Below are 16,527 nucleotides of genomic sequence, written 5' to 3'. Positions count from 1 at the left end.
TGCCCAGACTGGCATGTTCCGCTGCCAGGCTCACGCTGCCCATGATTCAGTGCTTCAGCGTCCCGGCCTGCTTATCGAGTATACCGATAGTGCTCATGCCTTCGAGTTAATAATGGCCCGATGGCTCGCCCGGCAACGGGGTGGATAACTGGCGTCTGATCAGCTCCCCCAGTGTCTTGATGGCTTGCAGGTAGTAGGGGGTGGCCTCAAAGGTGCTGTAGTTCAGGCGAATACAGTGGCTAAAACGCATGTCGCTGGCAAACAGACTGCCGGGTGTTATGCCGATACCGGCCTGCTGTGCGTCCCGGTAGAGCTGATCGCCGTCGAACCCGATGGGCAGTTCAACCCAGCAGAGGAAGCCGCCTTTGGGAGTGAGCGGCACAGCAGCGGCCGGCCAGTACTGGTAAATGGCTTCAAGCAGCAGGCCCAGGCGAGCCTGGTAACGACGTCGTACCTGTCGCAGGTGGCGCTCATAGCGGTTATCGGCCAGGAAGTCGGCCCCGGCACGCTGCAGGATGCCGGGGGAGGCCAGGGTGGTGACATATTTTAGGTAATTCACCTGTTCAAAATAACGTCCCGGCATGATCCAGCCGATTCGAATGTCGGAGTCCAGTGTCTTGGACAGCGAACTGCATAGCAGCACCCGCCCCTGGGTATCGAAGGCTTTTATTGGCGCTGGCCGGCTGCCCTGGTGGTAGAGCTCGCCGAACACATCGTCCTCGATAATGGGCAAGTCGTGCTCTGCGGCGAGACGCAGCAGTGCCTGACGGTCGGCTACCGGCGAGCAGGCGCCGGTGGGATTGCTAAAACTCGGGTTGGTGAGAATAGCCTTGACCGGCCAGCATGTCAGTGCCTCGCTCAGCGCCTCCATGTCCATGCCGTGCTGCGGGTGGCTGGGGATCTCCAGTGCGCGCATGCCCAGGGCTTCGATACACTGCAGGGTGCCGTAGTAACAGGGTGATTCGACCGCAAGGGTATCGCCTGGACGCGCCAGGGCCAGCAGGGCCAGGGTAATGGCTTCCTGTGCGCCGTTGGTGATGACGATGTCGTCGGCACCGGCCTGCACCAGGGTGGAGTTGAAGCGTCGTGCCAGTTGCGCCCGCAGGTCGTGCAGGCCCGGTGGCGCCACATAGTGGCTGTTGCCGCTCGATGTGCTGGCGGCATCGCGGGCATGACGCGAAAGGCGGCGATAAAAGTACTCCCGCGCGCTGCCATGCGCCTCCGGGTCGGCACTGCCCAGGGGCACCAGCCGGGCATTTTGCGCCGCACCGATAATCTCCAGTGCAGTGGCACCGAGCTCAACCCTGCGTGGCTCGGGCCGGGCACTGGTGTTTGGACTGAGCGGACGAGCGCGCACGTAGTAACCCGAACGGGGTCGCGGCTCAATCAGCTGCTCGTCTTCCAGCAGCATATAGGCGTGTATTACGCTGTTGCGTCCGATATTGAGCCTTGTGGACAATTCCCGGATTGACGGCAACGGGTCGCCGGGCCGCAGCTGCTGATCCAGAATCTGCTTGCGCAGCAGTTCGGCCGTTTGTTGGTATATTTTCATGGACACAGTTTAGCTATTTATTCATCTTGTTATGCCATTGTTTGCGACTGTACCCATCTAAAAAGCGTCGTCTTGTCTCTGTTTTAGCGCCGTGCGAATACCGTATGCTGAACATCTTTTTCAATCTGCGGCGGTGCAGCCAAATGCCGTCGTCCCGAGGAATAATGCATGAGCGACCTTCAGGCGCGGCTGGTACGCTGGGTACCGCTGCTGTTCGTCCTGCTCTGGAGTACCGGTTTTATCGGCGCCAAGTATGGGCTGCCCTATATCGAACCCTTCTATCTGCTGTTTCTGCGTATGCTGCTGACCCTGGCGGTCTTCGTCGTGCTGATGCGCCTGTTCAGGGCCAGAGCGCTGGGTGTGCGGCAGGCGTTGCACCAGATGGTGGTGGGGTTGCTGGTACATGGAGCCTATCTGGGGGGCGTCTTTGCCGCGATCAGCTGGCAGATGCCGGCCGGCATCGCGTCCCTGCTGGTGGGGCTGCAGCCGCTGCTGACAGCCCTGATCGCCTGGCAATGGCTGGGCAGCAGGCTGCGTCCGCTGCAATGGGGCGGTTTGCTGCTTGGCTTGCTGGGCGTGGCGCTGGTACTGTCAGGCCGCGGCTCGGGTACGTCCGGTGAGCTGGTCTGGCCGGCGCTGCTGGCGGCCATTGTGGCGTTGGTGGCAATTTCGATCGGTACCCTGTATCAGAAGCGCTTTGGTCAGGGCGTCGATCTGCTGAGTGGCTCTTTCTATCAGTATTTGTCTACCGCACTGCTGATGGGGCTGTTGAGCTTTGGCTTTGAAACGCGGCAAGTGGACTGGCAGCCCGAGTTGTTCCTGGCGTTGTTATGGCTCGTGGTGGGGCTTTCGGTTTCCGCCATACTGCTGCTGATGCTGATGATCCGTGAAGGTGAAGCCGCCCGGGTCGCCAGTTACTTCTATCTGGTACCACCGGTGACGGCGCTGGAAGCCTGGTGGCTGTTCGACGAGAGCCTGGCGCCTGTCGCGCTGGGGGGAATCGCGGTGGCTGTACTGGGTGTGTATCTGGTGATACGGCCGGCCCGGGTTGTCGAGCCGAAAGCGGCAGCGGCGGGCTAGCTCCTGGAGCGAGCAGGTGACAACTTTGCATTGAAGTCTGCAGGGCCTGCAGGCAGGGTTTGTTATCATGGGCGCGTTTTCCTGTAACGTTGCGCGGAGTCTGTGAATGCCCGAGTTGCCTGAAGTCGAAACCACCCGCCGGGGGGTGGCGCCCTATCTGGAGGGGCAGACTGTCCACGCCCTGGTGGTGCGTCAGCCACGGTTGCGCTGGCCGGTGCCGCCGGATCTGGCCGGGCTGCTTGCAGGCCAGCCGGTGCGCGGCGTGTCGCGCCGTGGCAAGTATCTGCTGATCGATTTTGATGCCGGCACGGTACTGATACACCTGGGCATGTCCGGCAGCCTGCGGCTGGTACCAGGCGAGCAGGCGCCTGGCAAGCACGACCATGTCGATCTGGTGCTGGATTCGGGGCTGGCCCTGCGGCTGACGGATCCACGGCGCTTTGGTGCCGTGCTTTGGCAGGCGGCCGGCACCGAGCACGCACTGCTGGCATCGCTGGGTCCCGAGCCCCTGTCCGAAGCGTTTGATGCGCTGCTGCTGCAGCAGGCGTGCAAGGGACGGCGCACCGCAATAAAATTACGCATCATGGACAGCAAGGTGGTCGTGGGGGTGGGGAATATCTACGCCAACGAAGCGCTATTTGCCGCTGGCATTGATCCGCAGCGCGCCGCTGGGCGCATATCGCAGGCGCGTCTTGCGCGCCTGGTGACTGAAATCAAGCAGGTGCTGGGGCGCGCCATTGCCCAGGGGGGCACCACACTGCGTGACTTCGTGGGTGGCGACGGCAAGCCTGGTTATTTCAAGCAGGAACTATGCGTCTATGGTCGGGGCGGTGATAGATGTGTCTCCTGTGGTACTGTACTGAAAGAAATTCGTCTGGGGCAGCGCAGTACCGTGTTTTGCCCGCGCTGTCAGCGTTAGTGAATACAGGAGTAAATCTATGACCGCAGCGCACACTGCGTTGACTGGCGAAATGCTGCAGGGCGACAGCTTTCGTGAACTGCTGCGCGACGGCCTGGGCATTCAGGAGATCCTGCAACGCCGGGAAGTGCTGCAGATTGACACCGATCCGCCAATTCACTGTGAGTTGTACGAGTGCAGCAGCGATGCGCCCATCCTGCTGTTCCTGCCCGGACTGGGCACCTATTCGGAACTCTATGCCGAATTGCTCGCCGGGATCTGTGATCAGGGATTTAATGTGGTAGGTGTCGATCCGCGCGGGCATGGCTATTCCGGTGGTGAGCGCGGTTTTTACAGTATCGAGGAAACGGTAACGGATCTGCAGCGGGTGCTGGATACCTTGCAGGAACGCTTCAGCGGGCCTGTGGTTGTGTTTGGTTATTCCGGTGGCGCTGTGTCGGGGCTGGCCCTGGCCGAACAGGACAGCCGGGTGACATCCCTGCTATGTGGCACGCTGCTGCTGAGTGAACTGGCGCCCGACATGATGCACGGCCTGGGTTGGCAATGGACCACGGCATCTGCCTGGATGTTTCCGCGCATGCGGGTGCCGCTGAAAGGCTATATCGACTTCGAGACGCTGCTGGCCGGGCACCCGGCCGGGCCGCTGATCAACGAGGACCCCCGACTGGTATTCGAATACCCGCTACGCACCCTGGCCAGCCTGTTCAGCCGCCGCGCCGGTATCCTGAAGCAGCACTATTCGTTTGAACTGGCGATTATTCAGGGTACACGGGACGAAATACTGGGTGTGGACTATGCGCGTCGGGTGGTGGAGGAGTCGGTGCACCCGATCGAACTGGTGCTGATTCCGTCCGAAGGACATATGCTGCCCTGGGACAATGCCGGTGCACTGGCGGAGCGGGCTGCGCAGTGGTTTGTGCAGCAGCTGCAAGCACCGTCTCCCGACTCCGTCTAAGCAGCCTGTCTAAGCCCGTCGTCATCCCCGTGTCATCTTCTGTTCATGTGGCTGTCACCGGCGCTATCGGACAATACACCTGACTGCAATGTTGTCAGGTGATGCCGATGAATGCGCTGCAAACGAAAATCACTCAGCTTGATACGCTTGCGTTCTACTGGTGCCAGGGCCATGCCCGGGCACCGCAGCTGGCATCTGTCAGCCGCTGGGTATCGAGGCTCGGCGACGGCCTCTGTTATATCCTGCTGGGCGTTCTGCTGGCGCTGTTCGAACCCGAGGACGGCGATCGTTTTCTGCAGGCAGGGCTGCTGGCGTTCGGCATCGAACTGCCGGCCTACCTGGCGCTCAAAAACCTGATCCGCCGAGACAGGCCCTGCGACCGGTTTGACCACTTTTCGGCCTATATCAAGCCGTCGGACCGCTTCAGCTTTCCGTCCGGTCATGCGGCGGCGGCCTTCACCTTTGCCGCCGTTATGGTTGCCTACTACCCCAGCCTGCTGATGCCGCTGTACGGGCTGGCGGCTCTGATCGGGGCGTCCCGGGTACTGCTGGGCGTGCACTTTCCCACGGATATCCTCGCCGGGGCCTTGCTGGGTATCTGTTGTGCCCAGCTGGGCATACTGCTGTTCGACCTGGCATAGCCCGTTATGAAAATTCTCTACGGTGTGCAGGCGACGGGCAACGGGCATATCACTCGAGCGCGGGTCATGGCCGGTGCTCTGGCGGCCCAGGGGCTTGAAGTGGATTATCTGTTCAGTGGCCGCCCGGCCGAGCAGTTGTTTGATATGGCGCCCTTTGGCGACTATCGCTGCCGTCGGGGTCTGACGTTTCATTATGGCGCCGGCGGACGGGTGAAGCCGCTGGGGACCTTGTGTGATAACAGTCTGTGGCAGCTGTGGAACGAAATTCGCTCACTTGATTTGACGGGTTATGACCTGGTGATCAGCGATTTCGAGCCGGTCACTGCCTGGGCCGCACGACGCCAGGGAGTGCCCAGTATCGGCATCGCCCACCAGTACGTATTCAATTACGCGCTGCCGGGACGGCACCAGGGGCGCCTGACGCGCAGCGCCATTCGCCTGATGGCGCCGGTAGATAAAGCCATTGGTCTGCACTGGCATCACTTCGACCAGCCCATCTTGCCGCCGCTGATTTCACCGCCGCGTTACCCGGTGACACTGGAAGCCGACAAGATCCTGGTGTACCTGCCCTATGAAGCCCGCGCGCAGCTGACCGACTGGTTCGGCCGCTTTGCGGACTACCGCTTCGTCGTGTATTGCGATTGTGTGCAGCGGGAAGTGCAGGGGAATATGGAGTTCCAGCCGTTCTGTCGTGATGGATTCGAGCGGGATCTGGCCAGTTGCGCGGGGGTAATCAGCAACAGTGGTTTTGGCCTTGCCAGTGAAACGGTGCAGTACGGCAAAAAGTTGCTGAGCAAGCCCTACCGGGGTCAGGTGGAGCAGTTGTCCAACGCCGAGATCATGCAGCAACTGGGGTTGGCTACGGTGATGCACGGCGACTGTGACCTGATGCAGCTCAAAGCCTGGCTGCAACAGCCCAATCCGGCACCGGCCCCCTATCCGGATGTCGCTGGCGCCCTGGCACGCTGGATCGTGGCGGGCCACACAGAGCCTGCGGCGTCGCTGGCGCGGCGTCTGTGGAACGGTCATGCAATGCAGCTGGCGGCGACCGGCGCCTGATCAGTGCTTCTAGCTGTCGCGGAATAATTGCAGGGCGGATTTTGCCCAGCTGCGCTTGCTGGACTATTGTCAGTCATTATTCCTGCGGAACTTGTCATGCAAAAGCGAACGGTACTGGTTACGGGGGCGGGCAGCGGCATTGGTCAGCAGATGTCGCTGATACTGGCCCAGCGCGGGCATCGCATCATCGCCACCGATCTGGACATTACGACGGCACAGCAGACCGATGATCTGATTCTGGCTGCCGGCGGTGAGGCGCGGGCGCTAGGGCTGGATGTCAGTGCTCAGGCCAATATCGATCAGCTGCCCGTGGTGCTGCACGGTGAAGCCGTGGATGTGCTGATCAATAATGCCGGCCTGCAGCATGTGGCGGCGCTGGAGTCTTTTCCACCGGAGCGTTTTGACCTGCTGGTACAGGTGATGCTCAATGGCGCCGCCATGCTTACGCGGGCGCTGCTCCCCGCGATGCGGGCGTCGGGCTACGGGCGTATTGTAAATATCGGCTCCATTCATGCCTTGGTGGCATCACCCTATAAAAGTGCCTATGTAGCGGCAAAACATGGTCTGCTGGGTTTTTCCAAGGTGGTTGCGCTGGAAACGGCTGACACGGATATCACCATCAATACGATCTGCCCGTCCTATGTCCGTACACCTCTGGTCGACAAGCAGATTAAGGCTCAGGCGCGCGAAAGCGGTATCAGCGAAGCGGATGTGGTGAGCGAAATCATGCTCAAGCCCATGCCCAAAGGGGTGTTTATCAGTGTCGAGGAGCTGGCGGAGCTAACGTTGTTTCTGATGGGATCTGCGGCACGTAACATTACCGCCCAGGCCATTGCCGTGGATGGCGGCTGGACTGCACGCTAGAGTGCCTGTAGCTCAGCTAATATGCTGTAAAACATGGATAAAATAAAAGGGCGTGATGATCCGTCATCACGCCCTCTTAGTCTGGCTTCCATTTTCCATGCGCTAGAATTGCGTCCTGCGTGCGTCCGATTCGTCCTTTGCGCTAACCGAGGCCATCCTTGTCATTCGTTCCATGAACAGGAGATCCATGTGATTGATTATGGTCGCTGCGGAATTTTTTGATATAGGAAAAAGTCCTAAAAGTTGTTTCGTTTTAGTTACACATTTGGCCTTGCGTCGCGTGTTTGACGCAAAAGGCATCTGTACTGTTACCAAGAATTTACAGTTTGCAGTAAGGCGGCCGGCGGATGTTTTTCGTTTCGGTGGATCCAGCGATGATATCAATTTGGCCGTGGACATTGTCCCCGTCAAACGCATAGACTAGACGCCTTCTTGTCGGGGTGCCTTAAAAAGCATCAGGCTGATACCGGTTTGCCGCTATCGTGTCTGGTCATTTGAGGGGCTGAGATCAAACCCGTTGAACCTGATCCGGTTAGTACCGGTGTAGGAATCGAGATATGTCGTATATCCCCATTTCTTCGTTCTCCTGGTGTATTTCTGGCCGACAGCCAAATCTATACAGGAGTCGATCATGCAGCAGCGTTCCCCGCATGCCTGTCCCATTGCACTGACCATTGCCGGGTCCGATTCCGGCGGGGGTGCCGGGATTCAGGCCGATCTCAAGGCATTTTCAGCGCTCGGCGTTTATGGTGCGACGGTTATCGCCGCACTGACGGCCCAGAATACCCGTGAAGTTCGTGCCATTCAGGATGTGCCGCCGGAATTTGTCCGCAGCCAGATCCAGACCGTGTTTGATGATCTTGCCGTCGGTGCCGTGAAAATAGGCATGCTCAGTCAGCCGGCCGTTATCGCGGTGGTGGCCGAAGAGCTGAAGCGCTATGACGCCCGCAATATTGTGCTCGATCCTGTCATGGTCGCCAAAAGCGGTGACAAGTTGCTGGCCGAGGCCGCCGTTGAAAGTCTGCGTACCGAGTTGCTGCCACTGGCGACTATTCTGACCCCCAACTTGCCGGAAGCGGCCGTACTGCTCGATTGCCCGGAACCGTCCTGCCGCGACGAGATGATTCGCGCTGCCCAGGCGCTGCTGGCGCTGGGCCCGCAGGCGGTGCTGCTCAAAGGTGGCCACCTGCAAGGTGAGGACAGCGCGGATCTGTTGTGCACCCCCGAGCAGCTGCTTTGGCTGCCAGCGCGCAGGATCGATACGCGCAATACCCACGGTACCGGCTGCACGCTGTCTTCCGCCATCGCCGCGCAGCTGGCACGTGGAGAGTCCGTGCGGGCTGCCGTCGAGAACGCCAAGGCCTATATCAGCGCAGCCATCGAGGCGGCGGACCGGCTTGAGATCGGTTCCGGCCACGGCCCGGTGCACCATTTTCACCGCTGGTGGTGAGCTGACCCATGCTCGGAATTGACGTACGCAACGCAAGTCTGGCCTGGCAGGGCCACAGCGTTTTCAGCGATCTGAGTTTCCATTTGCCGGCCGGCGAATGGACCTGTCTGCTGGGTCAGTCCGGTGTGGGAAAGAGTTCGCTGCTGCGCCTGCTGGCGGGCCTCACCGAGCAGATGCAGGTGCGGGCAGAGATTATCGCCAGTGATGGCAAGGCACTGGCCGGGCGCGTGGCGTGGATGGCACAGCAGGATTTGCTGCTGCCCTGGTTGAGCGTGCTGGACAACGTGTTGCTGGGGCCCCGCTTGCGTCACAGCAGAGTCACGCATGCCCAGCGTGAACAAGCGCGTTATCTGCTCAGCCAGGTGGGTTTGACGGGGCTGGACAGTCGCTATCCGGCGGCGCTTTCAGGCGGCCAGCGACAGCGAGTGGCACTGGCACGCATGCTGATGGAAGACCGGCCACTGGTGCTGATGGATGAACCCTTTTCGGCGCTGGATGCCGTAACGCGACTGAAACTGCAGGATCTGGCGGCTCATCTGCTGGCCGATCGCACGGTGTTGCTGATCACCCACGACCCGCTTGAGGCGCTGCGCCTGGGCGATCAGGTGCTGGTGCTGCAGGGCAGCCCGGCCCGGCTGACTGAGCCGCTGCGCCCACAGGACGCACCGCCCCGGGCAGTCGATCAGCCGCAGGTACTTGAGCTGCAGGGGCGCCTGCTGCGTCAGCTGATGGAGGTGTCTGAATGAGGGCGCAGCGGATTGCGGGCTGGGGTTGTGAGTCCGGATCTGTGCGGCATCGTTGTTTGCCGATGGCGGTGTACCGGTGAACGCACTGCGCAGTCTGGGCATTGCCGCAGGCCTCTGTGGCATCTGGCAGTTGCTGGTATGGCTGACCGATGCGCCGCACTTTATTCTGCCCGGGCCACTGCGGGTGCTGGAAGCGCTGTACGCCAATGCCGGCCTGTTAGTGCAGCATGCCGGTGTGACCCTGGCGGAAATACTGCTGGGCCTGATGCTGGGGGTGTTACTGGGCCTTTGCAGCGCCCTGTCACTGATCTGGTTTCGCCGCCTGCGGGCCTGGATGCTGCCGGTCCTGGTGATCAGCCAGTCCATACCGGTATTCGCGCTGGCGCCGGTACTGATGCTCTGGCTGGGATATGGCATGGCCTCCAAGGTGGCAATGGCCACGCTGATCATCTATTTCCCGGTGACGGCGGCCTGTTACGACGGTTTGCGTCATGCTCCGGCGGCCTGGCTGGAACTGGCCCGTATCCTGGGTGCGGACAGGCGTACCCAGCTGCTGCAGATCCGCTTGCCGTCGGCGCTGCCGGCGCTGGGCTCGGGTCTGCGGGTGGCGGCCTCGGTGGCACCCATTGGCGCGGTGGTGGGGGAGTGGGTTGGTTCATCCACGGGCCTTGGCTACCTGATGCTGCATGCCAATGCGCGCATGCAGGTGGACCTGATGTTCGCCGCCCTGCTGGTGCTGTCAGTGATGGCGGTGAGCCTGTATTTCCTGATAGATCGGTTGCTCAGACGCTTGATGCCCTGGCAGTCGGAAACCCTGTTTGATGATGCCCGGGAGGCAGATTGATGAAAATAACAAAACAAAAGGTTGCCGCCATACTGGCCGGTGCGCTGCTGAGTGCGAATGCCATGGCGGCGGACAAGGTTACGCTGCTGCTGGACTGGTTTATCAACCCGGACCACGGTCCGCTGATCGTGGCGCAGCAGCAAGGCTACTTCAAGGAGCAGGGACTCGAGGTCGTCATGCAGGAGCCGGCGGACCCGTCCATGCCGCCCAAGCTGGTTGCCGCCGGCAAGGCTGACATGGCCGTGTCGTACCAGCCGCAGCTGCATGTACAGGTGGATGAAGGCCTGCCGCTGAGCCGCGTCGGTACCCTGGTGGCCACGCCGCTGAATTCCCTGGTGGTGCTGGAAAGCAGCGAGATCAAGTCGATCGAGGACCTTAAGGGCAAGAAAGTCGGCTACTCGGTGGGCGGTTTTGAGGATGCACTGCTGAAAGCCATGCTGGCCCGTGAAGGTCTGGAACTGTCGGATATCGAAATGGTAAACGTCAACTGGTCGCTGTCGCCGTCGCTGATCACCGGCAACGTAGATGCCGTGATCGGTGCCTACCGCAATTTCGAGCTGAACCAGATGGATATCGAGGGTCATCCTGGACGGGCGTTTTACGTTGAAGAGCTGGGTGTGCCGGCCTACGACGAGCTGGTGCTGGTGGTCAACAACAAGGATCGCAAGGATCCCAAGTACGGCCGGTTCATGCGTGCGCTGGAAAAGGCGACCCAGTTTATCGTCAATCATCCGGACGCAGCCTGGAATAGCTTCAAGAGCTATAAGGCGGACCTGGACAACGAGCTGAACAAGCGCGCCTGGGCCGATACCCTGACCCGCTTCGCCCTGCGCCCGGCGGCGCTGGACACTGGCCGTTACGAGCGCGTGGGCGCCTTTATGCAGGCCCAGGGGCTGACCAAGTCGAATCCTGCTGTATCGACCTACGCAATAGAACCCAAGTAAGACGCTGGAGCTTCGATGAGCATGTCATTTTCCGAACAGCTGCGCCGCAATGCCGAGCCCTGGTGGAGTGGTGCCGTTGAGCATCCGTTCACCGTGCAACTGGGTGACGACAGCCTGCCGAATGCGGTCTATCTTCGCTACCTGCTGCAGGATTACGCCTTCATCGGCACCCTAGCCGATCATGCCGCGCTCAGCATTGCGGCGGCACCGGACATGGCGTCCAAGGGCGTGCTGGCGGGATTCCTGGCGGCGCTGACGTCGGCCGAAAATGACTACTTTGAACGTTCTTTTGCCGCACTGGGCCTGGAGCCTGCGCAGTACCGGGCGCCGGCGCTGAATCCGGTGGCCCAGTTGCTGGCGCGGGAGATGCGTGATGCCCAGGCCTGTGGCTACGCCGACATGATTGTGGTGCTGGCCTGTGCCGAATGGGTGTATCTGAGCTGGGCACAGCGCGAGGCGCAAAAGGCGCCGCCGACGCGCTTCTGGTTGCACGAATGGATCGAACTCCACGTGCTGCCCGAGTTCGAGGCCTTTGTCGCCTGGCTGCGGGCGCAGCTCGACAGTTTTGGCGACCTCAACGCGGCGGATCGGGAGCGCCTGGAGCAGCGTTTTAGCCGCATGGCCTGGCTGGAACAGGCGTTCTTTGATGTTTTGTTGACCGAGCAGGAGTGACATATGTCCGTGTATGAACAGCTCAAGCGCGCGGCCCAGCCCGACTGGGATGCCTATATCCAGCATGCATTTGTGCGTGGCCTGGGGGACGGTACCCTGGCGCGGGAATCCTTTGCCCATTACCTGAAACAGGACTACCTGTTCCTGCTGCAGTTCAGCCGGGCCTGGGGCCTGGCGGTATACAAGAGCCGCACCCTGGAGCAGATGCGCTATGCCCAGCAGGGCATCAACGCCATGCTCGATATCGAGATTGGCCTGCATGTGCAGTATTGCGCCGACTGGGGTATCAGCGAGGCAGAACTGCAGCACCTGCCGGAAGCGGCGGCTACTGTGGCCTATACCCGTTACGTGCTGGACTCGGGCCTGTGCGGCGACCTCGCGGATCTGCATGCGGCCCTGGCGCCCTGCATCGTCGGTTATGCCGAAGTGGCCCGCTGGCTGATGGATCAGCCCTTTACGCAGCTGGAAGGAAATCCCTACCGGGCCTGGATCGAGATGTACGCCAGCGACGAGTACCAGGACATCGCCGCGGCCGAAATGCGTCTGCTGGATGAACTCTGTGCCGACATGCCGGCCCGTCGGTTCGACGAGCTGACAAGGACCTTCCATACCGCGACCCGGATGGAAGTGGCCTTCTGGCAGATGGGGCTCGATCTGAGCACCTGAAGCCTTCTACCCACAGTATTTGACTGACCTGAGCCCGCTCTTTTGCCGCGGGGTTGGGGGGCCTATGCCCAAATGAAGATCGACAACACGGTTTCCAATCATGCTGGCAGGATGCCGGCGACAATCCGACCCAAGAGGATGAGAATAATATGGCCGAGCAAAACAAGCCTTTCAGCCGCGGTGTAGTGGCCGATGCCGCCTCCGTGCAGCCGTTCCCCAAGTCCCGCAAGGTATACATCGAGGGCAGCCGTCCGGACATTCGCGTCCCCATGCGTGAAATCACGCTGGACGATACCCCCACGGGTCTGGGTGGCGAAAAGAACGATCCGCTCTATGTCTATGACACGTCCGGCCCCTACACCGATCCGAATAGCGCCATCGACGTGCGCAAGGGTCTGAATCCACTGCGTGATGGCTGGATCGAAGAGCGCAACGACACTGAACGGCTGGAGGGCATGACCAGCGACTACGGCCGCATGCGCGAGGCTGATGCCAGCCTTGATGAACTGCGTTTCGAGCTGACCCGCAAGCCGCGTCGCGCCAAGCCGGGGCAGAACGTGACCCAGCTGCACTACGCACGCCAGGGCATCATCACGCCGGAGATGGAATACATCGCCATCCGCGAAAACATGAAGCTGGCCAAGTCAAAGGCTGAAGGCAACATCGTTGCCCAGCAGCACCCGGGCCACAGCTTTGGCGCCCGCCTGCCGGAAGAGATCACGCCGGAATTCGTGCGCACGGAAGTCGCGGAAGGCCGCGCCATCATTCCGTGCAATATCAACCACCCGGAACTGGAGCCGATGATCATCGGCCGCAACTTCCTGGTGAAGATTAACGGCAACATCGGCAACTCCGCTGTCACCTCGTCGATTGAAGAGGAAGTCGACAAGATGACCTGGGGCACCCGCTGGGGCGCCGACACCATCATGGACCTGTCGACCGGCAAGAACATCCATGAAACCCGTGAATGGATCCTGCGCAACTCGCCGGTGCCCATCGGTACCGTGCCGATCTACCAGGCGCTGGAGAAGGTCAACGGCATCGCCGAAGACCTGAACTGGGAAGTGTTCCGCGATACCCTGATCGAACAGGCCGAGCAGGGCGTGGACTACTTCACCATCCACGCCGGCGTGCTGCTGCGCTACGTGCCCATGACCGCCAAGCGCATGACCGGTATCGTCTCCCGTGGCGGTTCCATCATGGCCAAGTGGTGCCTGGCGCATCACAAGGAAAACTTCCTCTATACCCACTTCGAGGACATCTGCAAAATCTGTAAGGACTACGACGTGTCCTTCTCGCTGGGTGACGGTCTGCGTCCGGGCTCCGTCTACGATGCCAACGACGAAGCCCAGTTCGCCGAGCTGGAAACCCTGGGCGAGCTGACCAAGATCGCCTGGAAGCACGATGTGCAGGTCATGATCGAAGGGCCGGGCCACGTGCCGATGCACATGATCAAGGAGAACATGGACAAGCAGCTGGAGGAGTGCCACGAAGCCCCCTTCTACACGCTGGGGCCGTTGACCACCGACATCGCACCGGGCTACGACCACATCACCTCCGGCATCGGTGCGGCGATGATCGGCTGGTACGGCTGCGCCATGCTCTGCTACGTCACGCCCAAGGAGCATCTGGGACTGCCGAACAAGGATGACGTCAAGACCGGCATCATCACCTACAAGATCGCCGCGCATGCTGCAGATCTCGCGAAAGGGCATCCGGGTGCGCAGATCCGCGACAATGCCATGTCCAAGGCGCGCTTCGAGTTCCGCTGGGAAGACCAGTTCAACATCGGCCTGGACCCGGACACGGCCCGTGCCTACCACGACGAGACCCTGCCCAAGGAATCGGCCAAGGTCGCGCACTTCTGCTCCATGTGCGGACCCAAGTTCTGCTCCATGAAGATCAGCCAGGAAGTGCGCCAGCTGGATGACAGCCAGATTGCCGCCATCAACCTGGAAGCGGAGTCGGGCATGCAACAGAAGTCTGAAGAATTCCGCGACACCGGCGCGGAGATTTACCACAAGATTTGATCGGTTAGGCTTGGGTGGCAAATAAAGGCCGGCAGTCTGCAAAGATTGCCGGCCTTTTGCGTTTGGTGGTGTGCAATTGTAGACCGCCGTCGGACAGGCGATGGTCGCGTGTTAACCGCGACTACACTGGTGGCATCGGTTTGTTGTCGGTGGATCAGGCCATGAAGAATATTATTATTGGGATTCTGCTCGGGGTTATTGTCGGAGGAGTCGGGGGCTTTGCGCTGGGTATTTTTGCTTTTCCGTACCTGTTTCCCCCCGCTCCGGTGAACGAAAGCCTGGCAGGGCTGATGACGGGCGAGCAAGTCGCTAGCGGCCGCTTTATTCATGCGAACCCGTCGGATCCGGTTCATTATGGTCGGGGTGGGGTCAGTGTTTACGCAGCATGGCTGCATTTGGAGGCCGATTTCGAAGTAGGCCCGGGGCCCAAGTACCATGTTTATCTGGTACCAGGCGAGGTCAACGCCGATACGGCGGTTGAGCAGACTATGTTCGTGGATCTAGGGCGCCTGAAAGCGTTCTCGGGCAGTCAAAACTATCCGGTTCCGGCCGGTGTGGACCTGGCCGGCTATCAGACGGTGGTGATCTGGTGTGAACAGTTTGGTGTACTTATCTCGCTCGCTACGCTACAGAGCCGATAGGCAGCAGGAATCACTCCAGCCAGGTGCTGAAGTCCGGGCTCTGCTGCAGCGTCTTGAGACTGATACTGTAACTGTCGTCGTCCTCGGTATGTCGCAGGCGCATGAGCTGGTAGCCGTTGTCGGGACTGAACCACATAACGGTTTCCTGGCTGTCATTGTTGTCCTGCTTGCGCAGGCGCAGGGTGTCGAACTTGCGCCCGTTCAGCGTCAGCTTCTCGTTGCCGGTTATGGTAAAACGATAGTCCTTGAGTTTACTGCGACTCACAAAGCGGTAGCGGTAGTCGCCGCTCTTGCGCGCCAGGTCCTGTTGCAGCTTAAGCTGATACAGCAAGGGGTCGAGTGTGCCCGGCGAGGTGCTGATGGCGCGCTGGCCCTTCTTGTCGCTATAGGTCACCTTGTCGCCGCGGGCATTAAAATGCAGCTCGTATTCTTTCGGTATTCCCAGCACTGATCGCTTGTAGTGATAGCGTTCCGGCGTCCAGTGGCCGCTGGCATCGCGGCTGAAGGTGCTGCTTTCCTCAATGCTGGCAATGGCACTCTCGGCGCGGGACTCAAACACAAAGCGATTGTTGCCCAGCGGCCTGAGTGTCCGTACCAGCGCAAGGTCAAAGCCCTTGTAGCGGGCACCGTAGTGGGCGGATAGCAGCGGATCGGCGGCCAGGGCATGCCCGGCGCAGAAGAGGCCGAGCGACAATACGGGGGCAAGGCGTTTGAACATCCGATTCGTCCTCCAGGCAGTTTGTATCAGCTATAACCCGTTGCCAGTGTACGGCAAATGAATGTCAGCGCGCTTTCAGTCTGCTTTAAAAGGGTTCGCTTGGATAATGAACTTGCGTTGACGGCTGGCGAGTACCTGTATTCATGCCCGCTGAAACCGACTAACGGCTGATCGTGCAAGGTTAAACCGATTCCCTGCGTTGCTATGCAGCAAAGGGGCGGTTTATATGCCAAATTTGTCTATAGATAGTCCTGAGGCACTGCTATATTTTTTCCTGAGTGCCGTTAGATATTTTGGTGCTCAACGTTGAGGTGAAAAATATCCTCTACTCGATAATGGCAAAGCCTGAGCAATCAGGTGACGCAAAGTTACGGATTCAAAAGTGGATGGCCGGACTGCCGAAAGAGAGTGATAAATCACGAGCCCGGGCTCGGGGGGCTTTCGAACATTGTTTGAGGGGTTTCCGGACGCGGGCTTCGTGCTTTATGCGATTATTGCCTGATACCGCGGTAACTGTGCATTTGCTGATGAAGTGCGCCTGCACAAGACCGATTACAAACGCTGGAGAAAGACGCAGGGAAAGACGGCGGCTTTGCTGGAGAAGCCGATAATTGTCTGCGTGATGGCGACAGGGATGTCGCGGTTTGTGCCTGATACTCTGACCGTGCTTACTGCCTTCTGTGCAGCACTTTCACAAGCGGCCACATGATGCCCTTTCTTTCTTTACACCGAGTCTGACCGTACGC

At 60.1% G+C, this 16,527-nt stretch carries 16 protein-coding genes and 2 riboswitches; of the genes, 14 read left to right on the top strand and 2 right to left on the bottom strand.

Features of this window, described 5'->3' with window-relative positions; translation table 11 throughout:
- Positions 1-106: 106 nt before the first annotated feature.
- Positions 107-1,552, bottom strand: a complete 1,446-nt coding sequence (locus F451_RS25190; RefSeq protein ID WP_020681080.1) for an aminotransferase-like domain-containing protein — start codon at positions 1,550-1,552, stop codon at positions 107-109.
- A 168-nt stretch (positions 1,553-1,720) separates the two neighbouring features.
- Here F451_RS25190 and F451_RS0109225 point away from each other — a divergent pair, with 168 nt between their 5' ends.
- From F451_RS0109225 to F451_RS0109160, 14 genes are all read left to right on the top strand, one after another.
- A complete protein-coding gene (locus F451_RS0109225; RefSeq protein ID WP_020681079.1) occupies positions 1,721-2,632 on the top strand; it encodes a DMT family transporter in 912 nt (303 codons plus the stop codon).
- A gap of 106 nt (positions 2,633-2,738) precedes the next feature.
- A complete protein-coding gene (gene mutM / locus F451_RS0109220; protein ID WP_020681078.1) occupies positions 2,739-3,551 on the top strand; it encodes a bifunctional DNA-formamidopyrimidine glycosylase/DNA-(apurinic or apyrimidinic site) lyase in 813 nt (270 codons plus the stop codon).
- 19 nt (positions 3,552-3,570) lie between these two features.
- Complete coding sequence (locus F451_RS0109215; protein WP_020681077.1) at positions 3,571-4,506, top strand: alpha/beta hydrolase; 936 nt, start codon at positions 3,571-3,573, stop codon at positions 4,504-4,506.
- 107 nt (positions 4,507-4,613) lie between these two features.
- Complete coding sequence (locus F451_RS0109210; protein WP_020681076.1) at positions 4,614-5,147, top strand: phosphatase PAP2 family protein; 534 nt, start codon at positions 4,614-4,616, stop codon at positions 5,145-5,147.
- A 6-nt stretch (positions 5,148-5,153) separates the two neighbouring features.
- A complete protein-coding gene (locus tag F451_RS0109205; protein WP_020681075.1) occupies positions 5,154-6,206 on the top strand; it encodes an MJ1255/VC2487 family glycosyltransferase in 1,053 nt (350 codons plus the stop codon).
- 96 nt (positions 6,207-6,302) lie between these two features.
- Positions 6,303-7,070: a 3-hydroxybutyrate dehydrogenase gene (locus F451_RS0109200; protein ID WP_020681074.1), complete on the top strand. Its 768-nt coding sequence runs from the start codon at positions 6,303-6,305 to the stop codon at positions 7,068-7,070.
- A 426-nt stretch (positions 7,071-7,496) separates the two neighbouring features.
- Positions 7,497-7,637: riboswitch (TPP riboswitch) on the top strand.
- 64 nt (positions 7,638-7,701) lie between these two features.
- On the top strand, positions 7,702-8,520 hold the full coding sequence (thiD, locus tag F451_RS0109195) for a bifunctional hydroxymethylpyrimidine kinase/phosphomethylpyrimidine kinase (protein ID WP_020681073.1): 819 nt from the start codon (positions 7,702-7,704) through the stop codon (positions 8,518-8,520).
- A gap of 8 nt (positions 8,521-8,528) precedes the next feature.
- Positions 8,529-9,266 (top strand): ABC transporter ATP-binding protein, encoded by a 738-nt coding sequence (locus F451_RS0109190; RefSeq protein WP_020681072.1) that lies wholly within the window; start codon positions 8,529-8,531, stop codon positions 9,264-9,266.
- 76 nt (positions 9,267-9,342) lie between these two features.
- Positions 9,343-10,110: an ABC transporter permease gene (locus tag F451_RS0109185; protein ID WP_040879633.1), complete on the top strand. Its 768-nt coding sequence runs from the start codon at positions 9,343-9,345 to the stop codon at positions 10,108-10,110.
- On the top strand, positions 10,110-11,054 hold the full coding sequence (locus F451_RS0109180; RefSeq protein ID WP_020681070.1) for an ABC transporter substrate-binding protein: 945 nt from the start codon (positions 10,110-10,112) through the stop codon (positions 11,052-11,054). Before F451_RS0109185 ends, F451_RS0109180 begins: the two co-directional genes overlap by 1 nt.
- A 15-nt stretch (positions 11,055-11,069) precedes the next feature.
- Positions 11,070-11,726 carry a TenA family protein gene (locus F451_RS25185; RefSeq protein ID WP_020681069.1) on the top strand — a complete coding sequence of 219 codons (657 nt, stop codon included), beginning with the start codon at positions 11,070-11,072 and terminating at the stop codon, positions 11,724-11,726.
- A gap of 3 nt (positions 11,727-11,729) precedes the next feature.
- Positions 11,730-12,392, top strand: a complete 663-nt coding sequence (tenA, locus tag F451_RS0109170; protein WP_020681068.1) for a thiaminase II — start codon at positions 11,730-11,732, stop codon at positions 12,390-12,392.
- A 149-nt stretch (positions 12,393-12,541) separates the two neighbouring features.
- Positions 12,542-14,422, top strand: coding sequence for a phosphomethylpyrimidine synthase ThiC (thiC, locus tag F451_RS0109165; protein WP_020681067.1), 1,881 nt, complete (start codon positions 12,542-12,544; stop codon positions 14,420-14,422).
- Positions 14,423-14,583: 161 nt separating this feature from the next.
- Complete coding sequence (locus F451_RS0109160) at positions 14,584-15,063, top strand: DM13 domain-containing protein (protein ID WP_040879632.1); 480 nt, start codon at positions 14,584-14,586, stop codon at positions 15,061-15,063.
- 10 nt (positions 15,064-15,073) lie between these two features.
- On the opposite strand, the gene F451_RS0109155 is transcribed toward F451_RS0109160, so the two are convergent.
- Entirely contained in the window at positions 15,074-15,781 is a 708-nt protein-coding gene (locus F451_RS0109155) for a DUF3108 domain-containing protein (protein WP_020681065.1), read from the bottom strand.
- A gap of 327 nt (positions 15,782-16,108) precedes the next feature.
- Positions 16,109-16,184, top strand: a riboswitch (cyclic di-GMP riboswitch).
- Positions 16,185-16,527: the final 343 nt, after the last annotated feature.

Source organism: Marinobacterium rhizophilum DSM 18822 (genome assembly GCF_000378045.1).
Lineage (GTDB): Bacteria > Pseudomonadota > Gammaproteobacteria > Pseudomonadales > Balneatricaceae > Marinobacterium_A > Marinobacterium_A rhizophilum.
The sequence above is the reverse complement of the archived record's forward strand: the minus strand, read 5'-3'. Positions and strand labels throughout refer to the sequence as shown.